Annotated in this window: 15 protein-coding genes; 14 read left to right on the top strand and 1 reads right to left on the bottom strand. The window is 51.3% G+C overall.

What is annotated here, in order from left to right; translation table 11 throughout:
* The first annotated feature begins 17 nt into the window (after positions 1-17).
* From CGC65_RS03435 to CGC65_RS03450, 4 genes are read left to right on the top strand one after another with little or no spacing between them, the layout of a single operon-like run.
* Positions 18-1,136, top strand: a complete 1,119-nt coding sequence (locus CGC65_RS03435; RefSeq protein WP_002568328.1) for a TRAP transporter substrate-binding protein — start codon at positions 18-20, stop codon at positions 1,134-1,136.
* Positions 1,137-1,152: 16 nt separating this feature from the next.
* Positions 1,153-1,626, top strand: a complete 474-nt coding sequence (locus CGC65_RS03440; RefSeq protein ID WP_002568327.1) for a TRAP transporter small permease — start codon at positions 1,153-1,155, stop codon at positions 1,624-1,626.
* A gap of 29 nt (positions 1,627-1,655) precedes the next feature.
* On the top strand, positions 1,656-2,930 hold the full coding sequence (locus tag CGC65_RS03445) for a TRAP transporter large permease (protein WP_002568326.1): 1,275 nt from the start codon (positions 1,656-1,658) through the stop codon (positions 2,928-2,930).
* A gap of 28 nt (positions 2,931-2,958) precedes the next feature.
* Complete coding sequence (locus CGC65_RS03450; RefSeq protein ID WP_002568325.1) at positions 2,959-3,645, top strand: IclR family transcriptional regulator; 687 nt, start codon at positions 2,959-2,961, stop codon at positions 3,643-3,645.
* Between the two features lie 141 nt (positions 3,646-3,786).
* Here the strand turns inward: CGC65_RS03450 and CGC65_RS03455 are convergent, their stop codons facing one another.
* On the bottom strand, positions 3,787-5,439 hold the full coding sequence (locus tag CGC65_RS03455; RefSeq protein ID WP_002568324.1) for a hypothetical protein: 1,653 nt from the start codon (positions 5,437-5,439) through the stop codon (positions 3,787-3,789).
* 185 nt (positions 5,440-5,624) lie between these two features.
* On the opposite strand from CGC65_RS03455, the gene CGC65_RS03460 reads away from it, so the two are divergent.
* The 10 genes from CGC65_RS03460 to CGC65_RS03505 all read left to right on the top strand — a co-directional run bounded on the left by CGC65_RS03460 (position 5,625) and on the right by CGC65_RS03505 (position 20,080).
* Positions 5,625-6,413, top strand: coding sequence for a TraX family protein (locus CGC65_RS03460; RefSeq protein WP_002568323.1), 789 nt, complete (start codon positions 5,625-5,627; stop codon positions 6,411-6,413).
* A gap of 98 nt (positions 6,414-6,511) precedes the next feature.
* A complete protein-coding gene (gene treR, locus CGC65_RS03465; protein WP_002568322.1) occupies positions 6,512-7,237 on the top strand; it encodes a trehalose operon repressor in 726 nt (241 codons plus the stop codon).
* A gap of 196 nt (positions 7,238-7,433) precedes the next feature.
* Entirely contained in the window at positions 7,434-9,377 is a 1,944-nt protein-coding gene (gene treP, locus CGC65_RS03470) for a PTS system trehalose-specific EIIBC component (protein WP_002568321.1), read from the top strand.
* 65 nt (positions 9,378-9,442) lie between these two features.
* On the top strand, positions 9,443-11,089 hold the full coding sequence (gene treC / locus CGC65_RS03475; protein WP_002568320.1) for an alpha,alpha-phosphotrehalase: 1,647 nt from the start codon (positions 9,443-9,445) through the stop codon (positions 11,087-11,089).
* A gap of 99 nt (positions 11,090-11,188) precedes the next feature.
* Positions 11,189-14,023: an ATP-binding protein gene (locus CGC65_RS03480; protein ID WP_002568319.1), complete on the top strand. Its 2,835-nt coding sequence runs from the start codon at positions 11,189-11,191 to the stop codon at positions 14,021-14,023.
* Positions 14,024-14,242: 219 nt separating this feature from the next.
* The gene (gene glf, locus CGC65_RS03485) at positions 14,243-15,343 is read left to right on the top strand and encodes a UDP-galactopyranose mutase (RefSeq protein ID WP_002568318.1); all 1,101 of its coding nucleotides are present in this window, start codon (positions 14,243-14,245) and stop codon (positions 15,341-15,343) included.
* Between the two features lie 33 nt (positions 15,344-15,376).
* Positions 15,377-16,474, top strand: a complete 1,098-nt coding sequence (locus tag CGC65_RS03490) for an acyltransferase family protein (protein ID WP_002568317.1) — start codon at positions 15,377-15,379, stop codon at positions 16,472-16,474.
* Positions 16,471-17,508 carry a glycosyltransferase family 2 protein gene (locus CGC65_RS03495; protein ID WP_002568316.1) on the top strand — a complete coding sequence of 346 codons (1,038 nt, stop codon included), beginning with the start codon at positions 16,471-16,473 and terminating at the stop codon, positions 17,506-17,508. The genes CGC65_RS03490 and CGC65_RS03495 overlap by 4 nt, the downstream gene beginning before the upstream one ends.
* A 78-nt stretch (positions 17,509-17,586) precedes the next feature.
* Positions 17,587-19,038, top strand: coding sequence for a lipopolysaccharide biosynthesis protein (locus CGC65_RS03500; protein WP_002568315.1), 1,452 nt, complete (start codon positions 17,587-17,589; stop codon positions 19,036-19,038).
* Between the two features lie 76 nt (positions 19,039-19,114).
* Positions 19,115-20,080: an ATP-grasp domain-containing protein gene (locus tag CGC65_RS03505; protein ID WP_002568314.1), complete on the top strand. Its 966-nt coding sequence runs from the start codon at positions 19,115-19,117 to the stop codon at positions 20,078-20,080.
* Positions 20,081-20,093: the final 13 nt, after the last annotated feature.

A 20,093-nucleotide genomic window follows, 5' to 3' on the forward strand; every position in this document is an offset into this window, starting at 1 on the left:
CGAGGGAGGAAGGAAATATGACGAGAAGATTTTTATGGGGATTATTGGCAGTTGTCATGGCATTTGGAACAGCCGGATGCGGGACAAAAGAAACACCTGCACCAGCAACTGTATCCGGGCAGCCAGCAGGAGCGGAAAAGACGGGGGGAGAGAAAAATGCAGGAGGAGAGGCAGTGACAGAGACATCTGCGTCTCAGAGTGCAAAAGATGACGGCAAGACATATACCATAAGAATTGCCATTGTATCCAGCGACAGTCATCTGCATAATACTGTGCTGAATGAATGGGCACAGGAGGCAAAGGAAAAGACCAACGGACGGCTGATTCTTAAAGTAATGGGAAGCAGCCAGCTGGGAGGAGAGAGAGACTATGTGGAGGGAATGCAGCTTGGCAATATAGAGATGGCCCAGGTTTCAAGCGCAGCCGTCAACGGTTTTCTCAATGATTTCTCGCTGCTGTCATTTCCGTATTTTTTCAAGGATTACGCGGAGATGGAGAAGGTGTTTAACGGACCGATGGGAGACGAATTGTTTGCTGAACTCGAAGGAATCGGTATAAAAGGCCTTACATGGTTTTCGAATGGTTTTAGAAACGTGTATACCAAGAATACTCCGGTGACCACTCCGGCAGATATGAAGGGATTGAAGATACGTGTCATGGAGAGCGATGTAATGATAGCAACCCTGAATGCAATGGGTGCTTCAGGAACACCGATGGCGTACAGTGAGCTGTATTCAGCTATTCAACAGGGTGTAATGGACGGAGCGGAAAATGCTCTGGGAAATATTTATTCAGACGGATACTATGAGATATGCAAAAATGTGTCTTTAACGGAACATTTCGCGCCTCCCGGAGTAGTGGCTATCAGCCAGAAGTCATATGATTCCCTTCCTGATGATCTTAAAGAATACCTGACTGAATCCGCAATACGCTTTGGCAAAATGGAACGTGAGATGGACGAGAAGCTTCAGGAGGAGATGAAGAAGAAGCTGGAGGAAAAAGGTGTTCAGATTAACGAGGTGGATAAACAGAGTTTTATTGACGCTACGGCTTCTGTTTATACGGAATACGCAGGCGGAATCAGCGATACTGTGAAAGTGCTGGCAGAAGAGGAATTGGGAAAATCATTCAATTAACGTGAGGGGGAGGAAAATGAAAATTCTTATAAAGGCAGCAGATTTTGTCGTTGCATTTCTTCTCACAATAGCAGCCTCCTCTATGATCATATCCATGTTTTTGCAGGTGGTATTCCGGTTTGTATTCAATTCGCCTCTGTATTGGACGGAAGAGCTGTCCCGCTATTCCTTTATCTATATTGTATTCATAGGCGCAGCGTGGGCCGGGAAACAGGGAATGCACCTGGGAGTTGATTATTTTACTTCCAAACTACCGGAACAGGCGGTGAGGCGGCTGGCGGTAATCATAGATCTGCTTGTTTTGGTATTTTCCGCTGTGATTGTCATTGTGGGGGCGCAGGTAATACCGATTAATTTCAAACAGTTTTCCCCTGCGCTCAATGTTCCTATGGGAGCAGTGTACGCGGCAATACCGATGGGATTTTTGCTGCTGTTTATATACTATCTGGATCATCTGATGGAAGACTTAGGAATGCGGAGACAGCTGTAAAGGCTGTCTCCGGGAGGAGGAGGGTAAACGTGCTCGTTATACTTGCGTCTATATTTATCATACTGCTTGTTTTGGGAATGCCAATTGCATTTACCATGGGCATCGCCTGTCTGGGGACGGTTGTATACTCCCAAATGCCCCTCAATATGCTTATAACCAGGATGTTCAGTGCCACGGATTCATTTTCGCTGATGGCGGTTCCGTTTTTTATCCTTGCAGGGGAGCTTATGAACGAGGCGGATCTGACGGATAGGATATTGAATCTGGCCCGTGCGCTGGTAGGTTTTTTAAGGGGAGGCCTGGCTATTGTCAACATCCTGGCCAGCGTTTTGTTTGCAGGGTTGTCCGGTTCAGCCACGGCAGATACAGCTGCCCTGGGTTCTCTGGAGATTCCGATGATGGTCAAGGATGGCTATTCAAAGGAATTCAGCGTGGCGGTAACAGTGGCATCCTCTACTATTGGCCCCATTATACCACCCAGTGTCATGCTTGTGATGTATGCGGTGATTGCCAGCGTAAATATTACTAAGATACTGATTGCCGGAATTGTACCCGGGATTCTGATGGCCTTGGCCATGAGTGTTGCCGTATACTTTATCAGCCTCAAACGCGGATATGGTACAGCTGGGACATTTTCTCTTAAAAATATAGGTAAAGCTGCAAAGCAGGCAGTCATCCCGATGCTGATGCCGATCATTATTATGGGTGGAATCCTGTCAGGAATTTTCACGGCCACAGAGGCCGGTGTGGTGGCAGTGGTATATGCGTTTATTATCGGGATATTTGTGTATAAAACCATTAAATTAAAGGATATCCCGAGGATACTGGTAAAGGGGGCTGCCACAACTGCTGTATCCCTCTTTATAATCGCCATGGCGTCCATATTCAGCTGGTTCCTGGCATGGGAGAGTTTTCCGGAGACCGTGGTAAATGTGATGCAGGCCCTGACTTCTAATGGGACAGTGGCCCTGTGTATGGTGATTTTGTTTCTGTTCGTACTGGGACTTTTTGTGGAGGGAATCCCTGTGTTGATTGTATTTGCGCCCATCCTGGTACCGGCCATGGAAGCTTATGGGATTGACACGCTGTATTTCGGTATTGTGCTGGTGCTCACCGTGTTGGTGGGTTCCATCACCCCGCCTGTGGGAAGTTTATTGTATTTGGGCTCCTCTATCGCCAAAACTACGGTCTCAAAGGCAGGTAAAGAGGTATGGATATTCGTGGCGATGATTATGTCGGTAATTGGGCTTCTTGTGATTTTTCCACAGATTGTTTTGTTTTTGCCTGATTTATTGTATAATTAAGTCAATATACGAAGGATAAGGGTGAAACATGAACAGGACTGTGTTAAGAACGGTGGAGATATTGGAGATAATTTCCAAGCATGGCGAAATATCACTGGCAGATTTAGTGAAGATAACAGGATATCCAAAGACCAGCGTGTATGATATCCTGCACGCCCTGGAAGAGCGCGCCATGATATACAGGTGCACAGATAAGGTCTGTTACGGCATTGGGTTCCGTGCATATGCCATCGGGCGTTCCTACTCGAAGAATTCGGATCTGCTGAGCAATTCTTACCAGTGTATGAAGGCTCTGGCAGAGGATATTGGAAAGGCGGTACTATTAGGCAAGATAGACGGTGAAAAGATTCTCTATATTGCAAAATGTGAGCCTAAGCATCCGGTTGTCATGACGCCGTCCATCGGAGACGAGGAACCGATCAAGAACACGGCATTTGCCAAAATAGCCGAAGTGTTCACACATCATGAAAAGAAAATATGCCAGCTGTCGAAGGAGGAGAAGAACCGCATCAGGACGGAGAAACTTGCTTCCTACGGATTAGACGGCCCCGGTCCCTTTTATAACATTGCCAGTCCGATTTACAATTTCGAGACAAGGCTGTCAGGGGTGGTCGGCGTGTTTGGTGTGAAGGAGGTAGGAGTGGACTATTCAGAGGAGCTGAAGAAGGTTCGGGAGTGCGCCGGGAAGATTTCTGAGCGATTAGGATTTATCTAAAGCAGGAACTCCAGATACAAAAAAGACGGGACTGAACAAGGAATCATTTCGATTACCTTATGTTCAGTACCGTCTTTTTGATTTATTTGTGCTTAGCCTGTCTGCGGCAGGTCTGCGCCAGTCTCTGGGAGGATCGTCATATTACTGCCCGGACTGGTCAAATTCCAGATTGTCAAAGGACGACGCGGAGCAGATTCCGGACGGGTCATCCATGTACTCCAGGGCCACTTTGTCTCCTGGCTGGGTCAGGGCCAGCTCGTTACTCAGGTCATAGGACACGGTGAAGATATAGTCCTGTTTTTCCTCCAGTATCAGTTTATAGGTGACAGTGTTGTCTATGGTTTCGCTGGCAATGCGCAGGACAGTGCCCTCCTCCTTGGAAATGGTCTGGCCGGTGGTAATGTTCACTCCGGCGTTTCCGCGCACCTGGCGGAAATTGCGCAGGGCGCTGTCAATGGTCTCTCCGGTTCCCACATTGGTATAGTTGGAGACAGACACAAAGGCGTACTGTTTAATCAGGCCCGCATTATCCTTTAAGGTCATGAAGTAGGTGGGCTGTCCGTCCAGATTGATAATCATTGGGAAGGAGGCCCGGTAGCCAAACTGCTGGACTTTTCCTTCCGCAGAGCTCTGGGCTGCCATTTCAGTTGCGCCGCTCATCTGGTAGATGTTGGATTCCTTGGTCACCATGTCCACCAGTATGAAGCCAATGGCTGATTCATCGGATCCCACGCTGGTTAGGCCTGTGAACAGGTAACAGCGGGCGCCGTTATAGATGATGATATCACCCTGGCTGGGGCGGAATTTGTCCTGGTTGGAGAAGTTGAAAATGCCGTGCACATAGACACCCTGGTTCTGTATCTGCTGCATTACAAAATTCTCAGGCTGTACGCGGTCCACCCAATCCGGCAGTGTGGCGATGGTATAATGGGTGGTCTCTCCTGTGGTGGCATTGACCGTCAGCACTCCGTCGGCCTCCGGCAGGTTAAAGAGCCAGCGGTTTTGATAGGAGGTAATGACCCAGTAAGGAACGCCGTCATCATCCAGCTCAAAGGAATAGTCTGTAAGACCTTTAAAGAGTCCGCCGCCAAAGAAGCGCACATGGCGGTTTAAGTCGTCTAACAGGTAGGCGTTGGCCTGGTATTTGATTTTATAGTCTGTTACCAGGGTTACGTCGCTGACATCACTGGCCGACACCACGATATAACCCGCGGAGCCGTCCATGTTTTTAAGCCATTTGAAGAAGCCGGAATGCTCCAGGGGAACGACCCATACCAGTTTTCCGTCTACCTTCTGGATGACAGGGGTACCCAGGATGACCTGGCTTCCCAGGCCGGGATTTTCGCCCACCTTCTTATCGGCCAGCTCTCTTGCCAGACTCTTGTCCACGATTGGAAGCTGGTCCAAAGCAAGGGGCTGTACCGTATCCGTGAATTCTGATACGGCCGGGACGCCTAACTGGTCCCTGTAGGCCTTGTAATTAAAAAGGGGCATGGACAGGATGGAAACGCCAAAATACAGTACCCAAAGGATGGCGAGAAGGACGAAGCCCCTTTTATAACCCCTTACACTTTTGTCAATGCTGATCTGCGGGCGGCCGTATTCATTGGCACCTACCCGGACACTGCCCAGGGCTACGAAAAAGTTCAGCACCACATAGCAGCTGATGATGAAACACCATGAAAATGCCCCATCCGGATACAGGGGATTCAGATTGGGCCCCTGGAAAATGATCAAAATAAAAAAGATGGCGGTAAGCGCCAGGTTTAACAAGAATTGTGTCTTTTTCTTCATAAAATCCTCCATTTCTTAACATCTTTTTAGCAGAAGTCTTATAGAGCATTATATATCATGTGGAAATAAATACAAGGGGGAAAAGCTGGTGGCTTCATAAAGAATGTGTGAAGAAAATACTTTGCAAACCAATCACCCGGTGATAAGATAAATAGATAGATTAGATATAAGGAAGGAATGAAGGCATGCCGTTCAGCAGAAAGAAACCGGAAATACAGGTAGGATTAAGCGGTACCGCCCTGAAATATATTGCCATGGCCACCATGCTTGCGGACCATATTGGAGCTGTGCTGCTGGAACGGATTGTATACTACCGGGGGAACCTGGAACAGGTCGCCATGCTCATGACATCCCAATGGGGGGATACCCTTTATTGGCTGTGGCGGATGCTCAGAACAGTTGGGAGGATTGCATTTCCCATTTACTGCTTTTTGCTGGTGGAGGGATTCCTTCATACAAGGGACTGGCGCAGATACTGGCTCAGGATGGCTGCGTTTGCGCTTATCTCGGAAATTCCTTTCCGCCTGGCTGTGTGGAATACGTGGGCCGGGGGAAGCAGCAACGTGTACGTTGAGCTGGCAATCGGGCTGCTGGTGCTCCGGGGCCTGAAACAGAGCGAGGGCTTAACACAGCCGCGCCGCGCCGCCGGGATGGCGGCCGTAATCGGAGGCGGATGTCTGGCCGCTGTGTTTTTGAAGGCGGATTACGACATGGATGGGATACTAATTATCTCATTGTTTTATCTCCTGCGGGAGAAGCGCATTGTCCAGGTGATGTCCGGCGGTATCCTGTCTTTACTGGAATCCTGGAATATATGTTATGGGGCAGGGATTCTGTCTGCTGTTCCCCTGTATTTTTACAACGGAAAAAAGGGACAGGCTCCATGGAAATACGCCTTCTATTGGTTTTACCCGCTGCATTTAATGGTACTGTTTTTCATACGGCTGTATGTGGTAGGAATTCCTCTCGGATAATTCCGGGGCATGCCGGTTTAAAACGGACAAAACTGTTTTGGTTTGCGCAGGGGATTTATCCGGCAGACCCATTATAAAAAGAGATGTATGAGGTTTATATGGCAAAGACAAAATATAATGAGATTTATATGGCGCTCCGGGAAAAGATGGAGGATGGGACCTACGGGTTCCAGGAACTGCTGCCCTCGGAAAATACCCTGGTAAAGGAGTTTGACTGTTCAAGGAATACCATCCGCCGGGCCATCGGGCAGCTGGCGTCGGAAGGATACGTGCAGAGTATCCACGGCAAGGGAGTGAGAATCATTTACCAGCCCGGACAGCAGCAGTCGGAGTTCATACTGGGCGGCATAGAGAGCCTGAAGGAAGCAGTGGCCAGGAACAGGAAGAACTATACCACCAGGGTGGTCTGTTTCGCGGAGCTGACCGTGGATGAGACCATACAAAGGAGGACCACCTTTCCTGTGGGAGCCCAGATTTATTATATCCAGCGTGTGCGCTGCATTGAGGGGGAAGCCTTAATCATTGACCACAACTATTTCTTAAAGGATGTGGTACGGGACCTGACACCGGAGATCGCGGAGCGTTCCATCTATGAATATATGGAAAAGGACCTGGGTGAAAGCATTGTGACCACCAAGAGGAAAATGACCGTGGAGCGCGTCAACCAGATTGATGAAACGTATCTGGATTTAAAGGATTATAATTGTATGGCAGTGGTGAGCAGCATGACCTATAACAAGGAGGGAGTCATGTTTGAGTTCACCCAGTCCAGGCACAGACCGGACCGGTTCGTATTTTACGATCTGGCCCATCGGACAAAGTAGGTAAATCAAGGCATCGGAGAACAGGGAGCTTCAGGCAAATGTTCGTCCGGTGCTTTTTAGGTACAGAATGTGAAAAACACCGGAAAAAGTCAAAATCATTATTGACAAACTTGTTTAAACAAGATATAATCCAAATATAAGGTACTTGTTTAAACAAGATGCTGTTTCGTGGTCAGATTCATAGGAGGTATTGAACGTGGGAAAGTTTACCGGGGATTCAAAGAAACTGTTGGAGTATGTGGGCGGCAGGGAGAATATTGCAGCCGTATCACACTGTGTTACCAGGATGCGCTTTGTGTTAAACGATCCGTCCAAGGCGGATACAGAGGCCATCGAAAGCCTGTCCTCTGCCAAGGGTACATTCACCCAGGCAGGGCAGTTCCAGGTCATAATCGGCAATGAGGTGAGTACCTTTTACAATGATTTTGCGGAGGTGGCAGGCATAGAGGGAGTCTCCAAGGAGGCGGTGAAGAAGGCTGCCATGCAGAACCAGACCCTTATCCAGAGAATCATGAGCAGTCTGGCAGAGATATTTGCGCCCTTGATTCCGGCTATCATTGTAGGCGGTCTGATTCTGGGATTCCGCAATATCATCGGGGAGATTGCCCTGTTTGACGGCGGCACTAAGACACTGACCCAGATATCTGTATTCTGGGCTGGTATCAACAGCTTCCTGTGGCTTATCGGCGAGGCCGTATTCCATTTCCTGCCTGTGTGCATTGTCTGGTCCATCACCAAGAAGATGGGAACGACCCAGGCCCTGGGAATCGTTCTGGGAATCACACTGGTGTCGCCCCAGCTGTTAAATGCGTACAGTGTTGCCACCACGGCGGCGGCAGAGATACCAAAGTGGAATTTCGGACTCTTCCAGGTGGATATGATTGGATATCAGGCCCAGGTGCTTCCGGCTGTGCTGGCCGGCTTTACCCTGGTGTACCTGGAGCGGTTCTTCAGAAAAATATGTCCTGCCATGATTTCCATGATTGTGGTCCCCTTCTGCTCCCTGCTGATATCCGTGGCAGTGGCCCACGGCATCCTTGGACCCATTGGCTGGAAGATTGGCGCCGTGATTTCAGACTGTGTGAACGCGGGCCTGACATCTCCCTTTAAGGGCGTGTTTGCCGGTATTTTTGGTTTTTTCTATGCACCTCTTGTAATCACAGGACTGCATCATATGAGCAATGCCATTGACCTCCAGCTGATAGCTGACTTTGGAGGCACCACCCTGTGGCCCATGATTGCCCTGTCCAATATCGCCCAGGGCTCCGCTGTACTGGCCATGATACTTCTCCAGAAGAATGACGCCAAGGCAAAGGAAGTATCCGTACCCGCCTGCATTTCCTGTTACCTGGGTGTAACAGAACCAGCCATGTTTGGTGTGAATCTGAAATACGGTTTTCCATTTATCTGCGGAATGGCCGGATCGGCAGTGGGCGCGGTGCTGTCTGTTGTCAGCGGAATCAAGGCCAATGCCATTGGTGTGGGAGGCATACCGGGCATCCTGTCCATCCAGCCCCAGTACATGGGACTCTTCGCGGCTGCCATGGGACTGGTAATCCTGATTCCGTTCTGCCTGACCTATGCCATAGGAAGGAAGAAGGGGATAGGCGGCGGCCGGGAGAACCAAAATGAGTCCGGCCATGAAGCCAGCTGGGAGGAAAGGAAAGACTCTGCAAGCCAGCCAATCAGGGAATTAAAAGCATATGTATCCGGTGAAGTTATCCCCATGGAAGATGTTCCTGACCAGGTGTTTGCATCCAGGGCACTGGGGGACGGGGTGGCCATTAAACCGGAAGACGGCGTTTTGAGGGCGCCGGCTGACGCCATGGTGGCTGTTGTCATGGAAGAAAGCCTGCATGCCTGCGGACTGGTTCTGGATAACGGCATGGAACTGCTGTTACACATAGGGCTGGATACAGTGGATATGAAGGGAGATGGTTTCAGGGCCTTTGTAAAGCCCGGGGACAGGGTCAGAGCCGGAGAGGAACTGATTGCATTTGACCGTGAGAAGATTGCCGGGGCAGGGCACAGCGACATGGTCATCATGGTCCTTACCAATCCCGGAAATTCAGGAGCTATAAGCTGGCAGACCGGACGAAGGGTAAGGGCTTTGGCGGATGCGGTGGCCAGGATAGATTGAGTCATATAACGGGGCAGATTTGTCGGAGCAGATATGACGGAGCAGATATGAAGGAGGAACCATTTATGGGACATTTTAAGGACAGTACGGTTTACCAGATTTATACCAAGTCCTTTCAGGATACAACAGGAAACGGCCTGGGCGACATACGCGGAGTCATAAGCAGGCTGGACTATTTAAAAGAGCTGGGAATTGATTATATCTGGCTGACACCGTTTTTTAGCTCCCCACTCAATGATAACGGGTACGATGTGGCTGACTACCGGGCAGTTGACCCTGTATTCGGCACCATGAAGGATGTGGAGGAACTGATCCGGGAAGCGGACATAAGGGGCATGGGATGCATGTTTGATATGGTATTTAACCACACATCCACGGAACACCCATGGTTTAAGAAGGCACTTGAGGGCAATCCGGAGTACATGGATTATTATATCTTCAGGGAAGGGAGCCCGGACGCGCCGCCCACCAACTGGCAGTCCAAATTCGGGGGAAATGCCTGGGAGTATGTACCCCGCCTGAAAAAATGGTATCTCCACCTGTTCGATGTAACCCAGGCCGACTTAAACTGGGATAATCCCAGGGTGCGTCAGGAGCTTAAGGAGGTAATCCTGTTCTGGAAGGCAAAGGGAGTGAAGGGATTCCGGTTCGACGTGGTGAATCTGATATCCAAACCGGATATTTTTGAGGATGATCACAAAGGGGATGGCCGCCGCTTCTATACCGACGGGCCCAGGGTACATGAGTATCTCCAGGAGCTGGTGCGGGATACGGGCATAGAGGACATGGTGACAGTGGGAGAGATGTCCTCCACCACCCTGGATAACTGTATCCGCTACAGCAGGCCGGAGGACCGGGAGTTATCCATGTGCTTTAACTTCCATCACCTGAAGGTGGACTACAGGGACGGGGATAAGTGGAAACTGACGGAGCCTGACCTGGTCCGGCTTAAACAGCTGTTCATGGAGTGGCAGGAAGGCATGGAGCGGGAAAACGGCTGGAATGCCGTGTTCTGGTGCAACCACGACCAGCCCAGAGCCATATCACGGTTCGGGGATGACGGCCGATACTGGAAGGAATCTGCCAAAATGCTGGCAACGGTCATCCACATGTTCCGCGGCACGCCGTATGTGTACCAGGGGGAAGAGCTGGGAATGACCAACCCGCATTACGGGGATATTTCCCAGTACCGGGATGTTGAAAGCATTAACTATTACCGTATCCTGACAGAGCGGGGAATCACCGGGGAGGAAGCGCTGAAGGTGCTGGCTGCCCGTTCCAGAGATAACGGCCGGACGCCCATGCAGTGGGACGGCAGCCGATATGCCGGATTTTCACAGGGGGAGCCGTGGATAGGCATACCGGAGAACCATTCTTATATCAATGCCCAGGCAGAGGCAGCGGATTCCGGCTCCATATTGAATTATTACAAGAGGCTGATTGCCCTGAGGAAAGAATATAAAGTCATATCAGAAGGGGAGATTGAATTCATATACAGGGAACATCCTCAGGTGCTGGCGTACAGGCGCACCTATCAGGGTCAGGAACTTGTAGTGCTGGCCAATATGAAGGCTTCTGCTGCGGATTTGGGAGAAAAACCGGAGCTTGAAGGCTGCCGGCAGCTGATAGGCAACTACGGGGAAGCGGATTGCGGACAGACATTGGAACAACTGAAGCCTTATGAATGCAGGGTATATATAAGGACATTGTGATATAAGAAGAGGCGCGGGTGCGGTATTGCAGGGACTGTGTTTTGTTATTTGCTTGTCATGTCAGGGTGGTTCTGTGTATAATAGAGGAAAGGCGGCGAAATGGGACGCACAGAGGGCGGAAGAAAATTCCGGCCTGAGAAAGGAATGGCCTCTATGCAGGATTACTTTACAGATAAAGGGAAGACAGACATTCTGCGCAGCACCCGCACAGGACTGTGGGAAATCATACTCTGTCAGGGCAGGGAGCCTGTCATGCACGCGGACAGTGTCATGCTGGAACTTCTGGGGCTGGACGCTGCGCCGGCACCGGAGGAGTGCTACCAGGTATGGTATAACAGAATCCAGGATGAATACAAAGGAGCTGTGCAGGAGACCGTGTCCAAGGCGATTGCCAGTACCCGGGCAGAGGTGCAGGAAGTCCAGTATAAATGGAACCATCCCCTGTGGGGGCCTATATCCGTGCGGTGCGGCGGCATGAAGGATCAGGAATGGGAGGATGGAATCCGCCTGCGGGGATACCACCAGAACATCACGGATACCATCATGTTCCAGAAGGAATATGATGCGGTCATCCAGACCCTGAGCGGACGCTACAGGGGAATCCTGCTGTGCGATTTAAGGGACGGCTCCTATAAGATAATCAAGGCTGCGGAGGATTTAAAGGATAATCTGACGAAATATACGGATTTCAGGGAATTTCTCCGCGGATATTCACGGTCCTGCATCAGACCGGAATTCAGAAACAGGATTGAACGGTTTGCGGAATATGAATATATACAGGAACAGTTCCTGTCAGGGGAAAAGCAGATAGAGGAATTGTACCGTATCCGAAGCGGAAGCTGGCAGCGGGTTATGGCCATACCGTTTGCACCTGAATCCGATTTAAAAGCCAGAGCTATCCTGGCATTTGACATACAGGACGGTGAGGTGGAGAAACGGATGGACGAGGTAACGGCCAGAGTGGCTGTATCCACGATTTATACTCTTGTCCTGAGCCTGGACCCAACAAGTCAGGAGTACAGCTGCCTCCATTACATGGGAGATCGGCTGAAGATAGCGCCTAAGGGAATGCTCAGCGAATTACTCAGCCAGGTGATGCCGTCCCTTCCCCGGGAGGACAAAGAAAAGCTTGAACAGATCTGTTCTCCTGACAGCTACAGGGACACAGAATCCCTGGAGGGCATTCTGAGAATCCGGGACCGGGACCGGAAGCTTCATTATTACCGTTACTATGGGGTTCCCATCCATATGGAACTGGGCGACCGGATTCTCATAACAGGGCGGAATATTGATGCCAGGCAGGAGGTGGAGCTGCGGGAGAGCGTGCTGACCAACCTGTGCCAGTGCTACTATTCCATCTATCTGTTTGATTTGGAGCACGATATAGAGGAGGCAATCTGGCAGGAGGAAATCATTCGCAGGCGCCAGGAATTTCCCAAGGGTTCCATGGCTGTGTATTATGAGAAATTCGTCCGCTGTCATGTCTATGAGGAGGACCAGGAAAAGATGCGGCGGGTTGGAAGCCCGGAGTTTCTGAGGACGAACCTTACACCGGAGCAGCCGGTGTACGATGTGGATTTCCGCCGGGTATATCCGGACGGTATAAGATGGGTCAGGTCCAGGTTCAGCATTGCGGAGACCGCAGACGGCGTTGTCACCAAGGTCATTTTCGCCAATATGGGCATTGATGAGCAGAAGCGCAAGGAGCTGGAGGAGGAAGCTGAGAATAAGAAAAGCCTGTTTGCAGCATACGAATCAGCCACCATGGCCAACGAGGCCAAAAGTAATTTCCTGGCCCGGATGTCCCATGACATACGCACGCCCATGAACGCAATCATAGGGATGACGGCGCTTGCAGCATCCCACACAGACCAGCCGGAGCGGGTAAGGGACTGCCTGGAAAAAATCAGCATCTCCAGCAGCCATCTGCTGTCCCTGATTAATGAGATACTGGATATGTCCAGAATCGAGAAGGGGAAGCTGGAACTTTTGGAGGAACCCTTTCATCTGGAAACCATGCTGGATAACATATATTCCATCATCAAGCCCACTGCCATGGAGAAAAACCATGACATAACCTTCAGCCGGAAGGGTGTGATCCATGAGTCGCTTATAGGGGACGCCAACCGGGTGAAGCAGGTGCTTTTAAACCTGATTACCAACGCGGTGAAATACACGCCGGACAACGGAATCATCCGAGTGACGACCGAGGAAGTCCCCATGGGGAAAGCGGGGTGGGCCTGCTACCGGTTTGTGGTGGAGGACAACGGCATCGGCATGTCAGAGGAATATATGAAGCAGGTGTTTGAACCATTTTCCAGGGCCGTCGTGCCTGTGGTGCAGGAGCAGCAGGGAACCGGCCTGGGCATGTCCATTGCCCATGGCATAGTGTCCACCATGCAGGGGGACATACATGTCGAGAGCAGGGAGGGAGAGGGAAGCAGTTTTACAGTCACCCTGAATTTCAGAATCCAGGGAAAGGAACAGGAAAGGGCAGGAGGTATGAGAGACTGCATCCGGGACGATGACATGGACTGTGCCTCCCTGGCGGGAAGGCGGATTCTCCTGGTGGAGGACAATGCCCTTAACATGGAAATTGCCAGGGCCATACTCTGTGAACACGGCCTGGAAGTGGATGGGGCAGAAAACGGACAGGAAGCATATGAGCGCTTCACCTCCTCAGCACCAGGTACATATGAGGCAGTGCTCATGGACCTGCAGATGCCGGTGATGGACGGCTGCACCGCAGCCCGCATGATCCGGGCAAGCAGCCACCCCCAGGCCCGAACCATCCCCATTATTGCCCTGACTGCCAATGCCTTTGCCGAGGATGTGGCAAAGGCACTGACCAGCGGAATGAATTACCACATAGCAAAACCCATTGATTTTCACCAGCTGTTTCATGCGCTGAAACAATTCATGACCACCAGTTAACCGGGACGCGGAACAAAGACATGGCATCCAGTCTTTATAAATGAGGGATGCCATTGTCTGTGTTCCGCGTTTTTGTGTACGTCCGTTTATGTTTCATGGTTTCCTGCGGGTCCGGGACCTTGCGGGGGCGGCAGGGGACATAATCCATTTACATTTCCGGTGAAACATAGTACAATTGTGAAAGCAAAGAGAGCGAGAAGCAAAGGAGCATATCCGGATATGAAAAAATATGATTATATATTAGTGGGAAGCGGTCTGTATGCAGGCGTGTTTGCCTGGTACGCCAGAAAGAACAAAAAGCGCTGTCTGGTGGTGGAGAAGAGGAACCACATAGGCGGAAACGTGTACTGTGAGGACGTTGAGGGCATCCATGTGCACAAGTACGGCGCCCATATCTTTCATACGGGCAACCGGAAGGTGTGGGAATTTGTGAATTCCCTGGCGGAGTTTAACCGCTATACCAACAGCCCGGTGGCCAATTATAAAGGCCAGATGTACAACATGCCGTTTAATATGAATACCTTCAGCCGCATGTGGGGCATATCCACACCGGATGAGGCTAAGGCCATCATCGAGAAGCAGAGGGCGGAGATTACTGGCGAGCCGAAGAACCTGGAGGAACAGGCCATCCGTCTGGTGGGAAGGGAACTGTACGAGAAATTAATTAAGGGGTATACGGAAAAGCAGTGGGGCAGGGACTGCAAGGAGCTTCCGGCCTTTATCATCAAACGTATACCTGTGCGGTATATCTATGACAACAATTATTTCAATGATCCCTATCAGGGAATTCCCATAGGGGGATATAATGTCATAGTGGAGAAGCTGTTTGAGGGCTGTGATATAGAGACTTCGGCGGATTACCTGGAAAACAGGGAACACTATGACAGCCTGGGAGAGACCGTGGTATACACAGGCACCATTGACGCATTTTACGGCTACCGGTTCGGCAAGCTGGAGTACCGCAGCCTGCGTTTTGAGTCCCAGGTGCTGGACCGGGAAAACCACCAGGGAGTGGCGGTGGTGAATTACACGGACCGCGACACGCCCTATACCAGGGTAATCGAGCACAAGCATTTTGAGTTCGGCACACAGCCAAAGACAGTGATTACCAGGGAGTATCCGGTGAGCTGGCAGGAGGGCATGGAACCCTACTATCCGGTGAATGACCAGAAAAACCAGGAGCTGTACCAGAGGTATGAGGAACTGGCCAGGGCGGAATCCCATGTATTGTTTGGCGGCCGCCTGGGAGAATATAAGTACTACGACATGGACAAGGTAATCGAGTCTGCCATGAACAGGGCAGAGGAGATTTTCGGATAAGACAGGACAAAGGACAGGAAGGATATACGGCAGATGACTAAGACACAGGACCGCCAGGTCTATCTGGATGTGGCAAAGGGCATGGGAATGCTGGGAGTGGTAGCCAGCCATTGTCTGGTGGAGACCAGCCTAGGCATACTCTCTGACTGGTACGGCTTCTTTATGCTGGCTGTTTTTTATGTCTATACAGGATGGCGGTATGCGCTGCGTTACGGGAAGGAAAGGACAGGCATATCCAGCCGGGAGATGGCAGGAAAAAGGCTTATATCCCTGGGAATTCCGTATGTGTGCTACAGCGTGCTGTTTATTTTCTCTCGGATATTCCTGGTGTGGCCCCAGCAGTATACCTTCCTGGTACTTATGTCCGACATCTATTATACGGGCACATTGGTGGGGTTAGAGACACTGTGGTTCCTTCCCAGTATGTTCATAGCGGAGCTGCTGTTTAACATGATATACGGCAGCCGCAGGAAAATGGGGATTGCAGCCTGTCTGGCCGGGGCGGCCAGTGTGTGCCTCATCCTCTATATCAATGGTTCCAGACAGGATACCACTCTGTGGCGCGTCATACATCTGCCGATTATGGTGTATATCAAGGGCCTGGTGGGCTTCCTGCTGGCCCTGGGGGGTACATTTGCCTGTGACGCGTGGCAGAAGGCATCCATGTACTTAAAGGGCCGGGCCGGTTTGGCGGCTGCCTTTCTGCTCATGTGCCTGGGCATTGTCCTGACGGTTTTGATTCCGGGGTGTGATTTTAATTTTCTGACCATGGAAAATCCGGTATCCTGGATTCTGACCGCCTGGTTTTCCTCTGTCACCATCCTGATGTTTGGGGAGCGGGTGTCTGCCTGCGGAGGCAGCTGGAAGGAATGGCGGATTTTCAGCCGGGTTCTTGTGCCGTTCTTTACATATTACGGAACACATTCCCTGACTGTCATGTGTACCCATCTGGTTCCGGTCATTGCATTTTTTAAGGTGGCGGCAGGCAGAATGATGTATCCGGGAGTATTAGGCAGTACGCCCTGGGATATCCTGCTTTTTGCCCTGGTGCTGGCAGTGGATCCTGGGGTGGTGCGTCTGATTGAGACACGGCTGCCATGGATGAATGGAAGGAAGAAACGCTCAAAATGATTACGGTACTGATGGCTTCTTATAATGGAAGCAGATATATAAGGCAGCAGCTGGATTCCATACTGGCACAGGATGAGGAAGACGTCCGTATCCTGGTGTCGGATGACTGTTCCTCGGACGGCTCCAGGGAACTGCTGAAGGAATATGAGGCAAGCCGGGGGGACCGGGTGCTGGTGCTTTTACGGAAGGAGCCGTCCGGAGGAGCAGCTGTCCATTTCCTGAAGCTCCTTAAGCTGATGGCGGATGCAGCCCATGGTCCGGAGGAGCAGCCTCAGCATGGGAGCCTGCTGCCAGAGTATGAGATGACAAAAAGCCAGCTGGCCCATCTGGGGCGTCTGGCCGGGGCGGATTATTTTATGCTGAGCGACCAGGACGATGTCTGGATGCCCCAAAAGGCGCGGATGCTGTCTGATAAGATGAAAGAAATGGAACGGAAACCGGGCCGTGGCAATGTTCCCCTTTTGGTGCATTCAGACCTGACCGTGGCGAATGAGGCTTTGCGGCCCATAGCGGACAGCTTTTTCCGGTATCAGAAAATTTCCCCGGAACGCACCAGCCTGCCCCAGCTTCTGGTACAGAACAATGTGACCGGAGGCGCCGTGATGGTCAGCCGCAGTATGCTGCCTTATCTAAAGGAGATTCCCGGGGTCTGCCTTATGCACGATGCATGGCTGGCCCTTATCGCGTCCTGCTTTGGAGAGATAGGATGGGTGGACAGGCCCCTGTACTATTACAGGCAGCATGGCGGCAATACCCTGGGAGCTGAGAAGGGAGACAGCCTGGATTCTGTCAGGACACGGGTAAAGGACGGAAGCAGCGCCAGAGAGAATTACAGGAGGATGTTTGGTCAGGCGGACAGCTTTTACCATATGTTTTACAGCCGTCTGAACCGGGAACAGCAGGAAACACTGGAGGCTTTCATAAGACTGCCCCGCTGCGGCCGGCTGGGAAAAATGGGACTGATTGTGAAGTACGGCTTTACCAAGAACACGCTGGTGCGTACACTGGGGCAGATGCTGTTCATTGGGGACTGACCGGGAGCCTGTTTCAAAGGTGTGCCCTGAGGTGCCGGTCTGTCCGCGGTTCCATGAAGAAAGGAAGGAAAACAGGCATTGAATGAAAAACAGACAACGACAAAGGTCTTAAACGGCCTGTTTTGGAAGTTAATGGAAAATGGAGGCGCCCAGGGTGTCCAGTTCCTGGTTTCCATCATACTGGCGCGCCTGCTCTCGCCGGAAGAGTACGGTGTGGTGGGCGTCATACTTATATTTGTCACCATTGCCAATGTATTGGTTCAGAACGGCTTCAGCACTGCGCTGATTCAGAAGCGGAAGGTGGATGACACGGATTTTTCTTCGGTTTTCTTCTTTAACATGGCTGTATCCGCGGTCATTTACCTGGTCCTGTTCCTGGCAGCGCCCGGCATCGCATACTTTTACCGCAACCAGGAGATGACGGCTCTGGTGCGGGTGCTGGCCGTGGTCCTGTTTCCGGGAGGGGTAATCTCCATACAGAATGCCTATGTGTCCAGGAATATGGAGTTTAAGGGCTTGTTCATATCCTCCTTTGTGGCATCCATGATATCAGGGGCAATCAGCATTTTCCTGGCCTGTAGTGGGCTGGGGGTATGGGCCCTGGTATGGCAGCAGATTGCATATTACTTTTTCTACATGCTGATTCTGTTTATGAGCATCAGCTGGAAACCCCGCCTTTTGTTCAGTATTCTGCGGATTAAGACCATGTTCGCCTTTGGATGGAAGCTGCTGTGCGCCTCCCTTCTGGATACGGTATATAACAATATATACGGACTGGTGATTGGCAGGATTTACAATGAATCCATGCTGGGCAACTATAACCGGGGAGAACAGTTTCCCAAGCTGATTGTCAGCAACCTGGGAGCCGCCATCCAGTCCGTTATGCTGCCTGTGCTGTCAGCCAGCCAGGACGAGCCGGAGCGTGTAAAGTCCATGCTGCGAAGGGCCATCACCGTCAGCTCCTATCTGGTGCTTCCCATGATGGCGGGCCTTATAGCAGTAGCCCGCCCCATGGTACTGCTGCTGTTGGGGGAAAAATGGCTGGCCTGTGTTCCCTTTCTTCAAATCATGTGTGTGGCCTATTCCTTCTGGCCCATTCACATTGCCAACCTTCAGGCGCTGAATGCCATGGGACGCAGCGATATATTCCTTAAATTGGAAATTGTAAAAAAGATGGTGGGCCTGGCAGTTCTGGCAGTGGGCATACGCTATAATCCACTGGTGCTGGTAGCGCTTAAGGCTGCGGCGGATTTCCTGTGCACCTTCATCAACGCGTGGCCCAATAAGCGCCTTCTTAATTACAGCATAATAGAACAGTGGAAGGATATCATTCCGTCGGTGGCAGTCTCAATCCTTATGGCTGCGGCTGTCATGGCTGCGGGAAGATATGTTCCTGGGGGATGGCTGGGCCTGGGAATGCAGATTCTCTTTGGCGCGGTTGTGTACATGCTGGCATCCTGGGTTCTGGGCCTGGAAGTGTTCCGGTATATCAGGGGCCTGGCAGTGGACAGGCTGCCCGGAAGAAAGTAAACAGGATGGAAGCTGTCAGGAATCAATCAATCAGAATGAGGGATAACAAGTGGAGAGTAAGCAGGAGGAGCGAAAAATGAGGACAGTGGTTGTGACAGCCATAGGGTCGTTTTCGGCTGATATCGTCATCAAGAAATGCAGGGAAAATGGTATGCGGGTCATAGGCTGCGACGTGTATCCCGGTGAGTGGATTGCGGACGCCGGGAATGTGGATGCGTTTTATCAGGTTCCCTATGCATCGGATACAGACCATTATATTGAGACTATGTTGTCCATTTGCCGGAAGGAAGGGGCAAAGGCTGTCATCCCGCTGACGGACGCGGAGATCGATGTGTTCAACCTGCACCGCCGCGAATTCGGCGAAATAAATGCCGCCTTATGTATGTCGGACAAGGCATGTATCGGCCTGTGCCGCGACAAGATGGAGCTGTACCGTTATCTGGAGGAGCACATGGAGGGAACCGTGATTCCCACTGTGCGCCTGGAGGATGCGGATTTGGATGAAATCAGCTACCCGGCTGTGTGCAAGCCCTGCAACGGAAGGAGCAGCCAGGGCCTTAGGTTTGTGGGCTCCCGCCGTGAGATGGAGGGGTTCCTGGGGGAAACCGATCCGGCAGGTTATATTGTCCAGCCCATGATAAAGGGAAACGTGGTCACGGTGGACGTGGTACGAAGTCCTGAGCAGGGCACGTGCGCAACCGTCTGCCGCAGGGAGCTTTTGCGGACCTTAAACGGCGCGGGAACCTCAGTGCTGGTGTTCAGGAACCGGCAGCTGGAAGAACGGTGCCGTGCCATTGCCGGGCTGTTGGGAGTCAGGGGATGCGTAAACATGGAATTTATAGAGGACCGGGACGGCGTTTACCACATGCTGGAGTGCAACCCCAGGTTTTCCGGCGGGGTGGAGTTTTCCTGCCTGGCGGGATATGACTGTGTGACAAACCATCTGCGCTGCTTTGAGGGCAGGGAAATAGAGCGGGACGACCGTATCAAGAGCATGTATATTGCCAGAAAATACGAAGAATATATCACCAAGGTAGAGTGACAGGGAGGTGTGA

It is taken from the genome of Enterocloster bolteae, from assembly GCF_002234575.2.
GTDB lineage: Bacteria > Bacillota > Clostridia > Lachnospirales > Lachnospiraceae > Enterocloster > Enterocloster bolteae.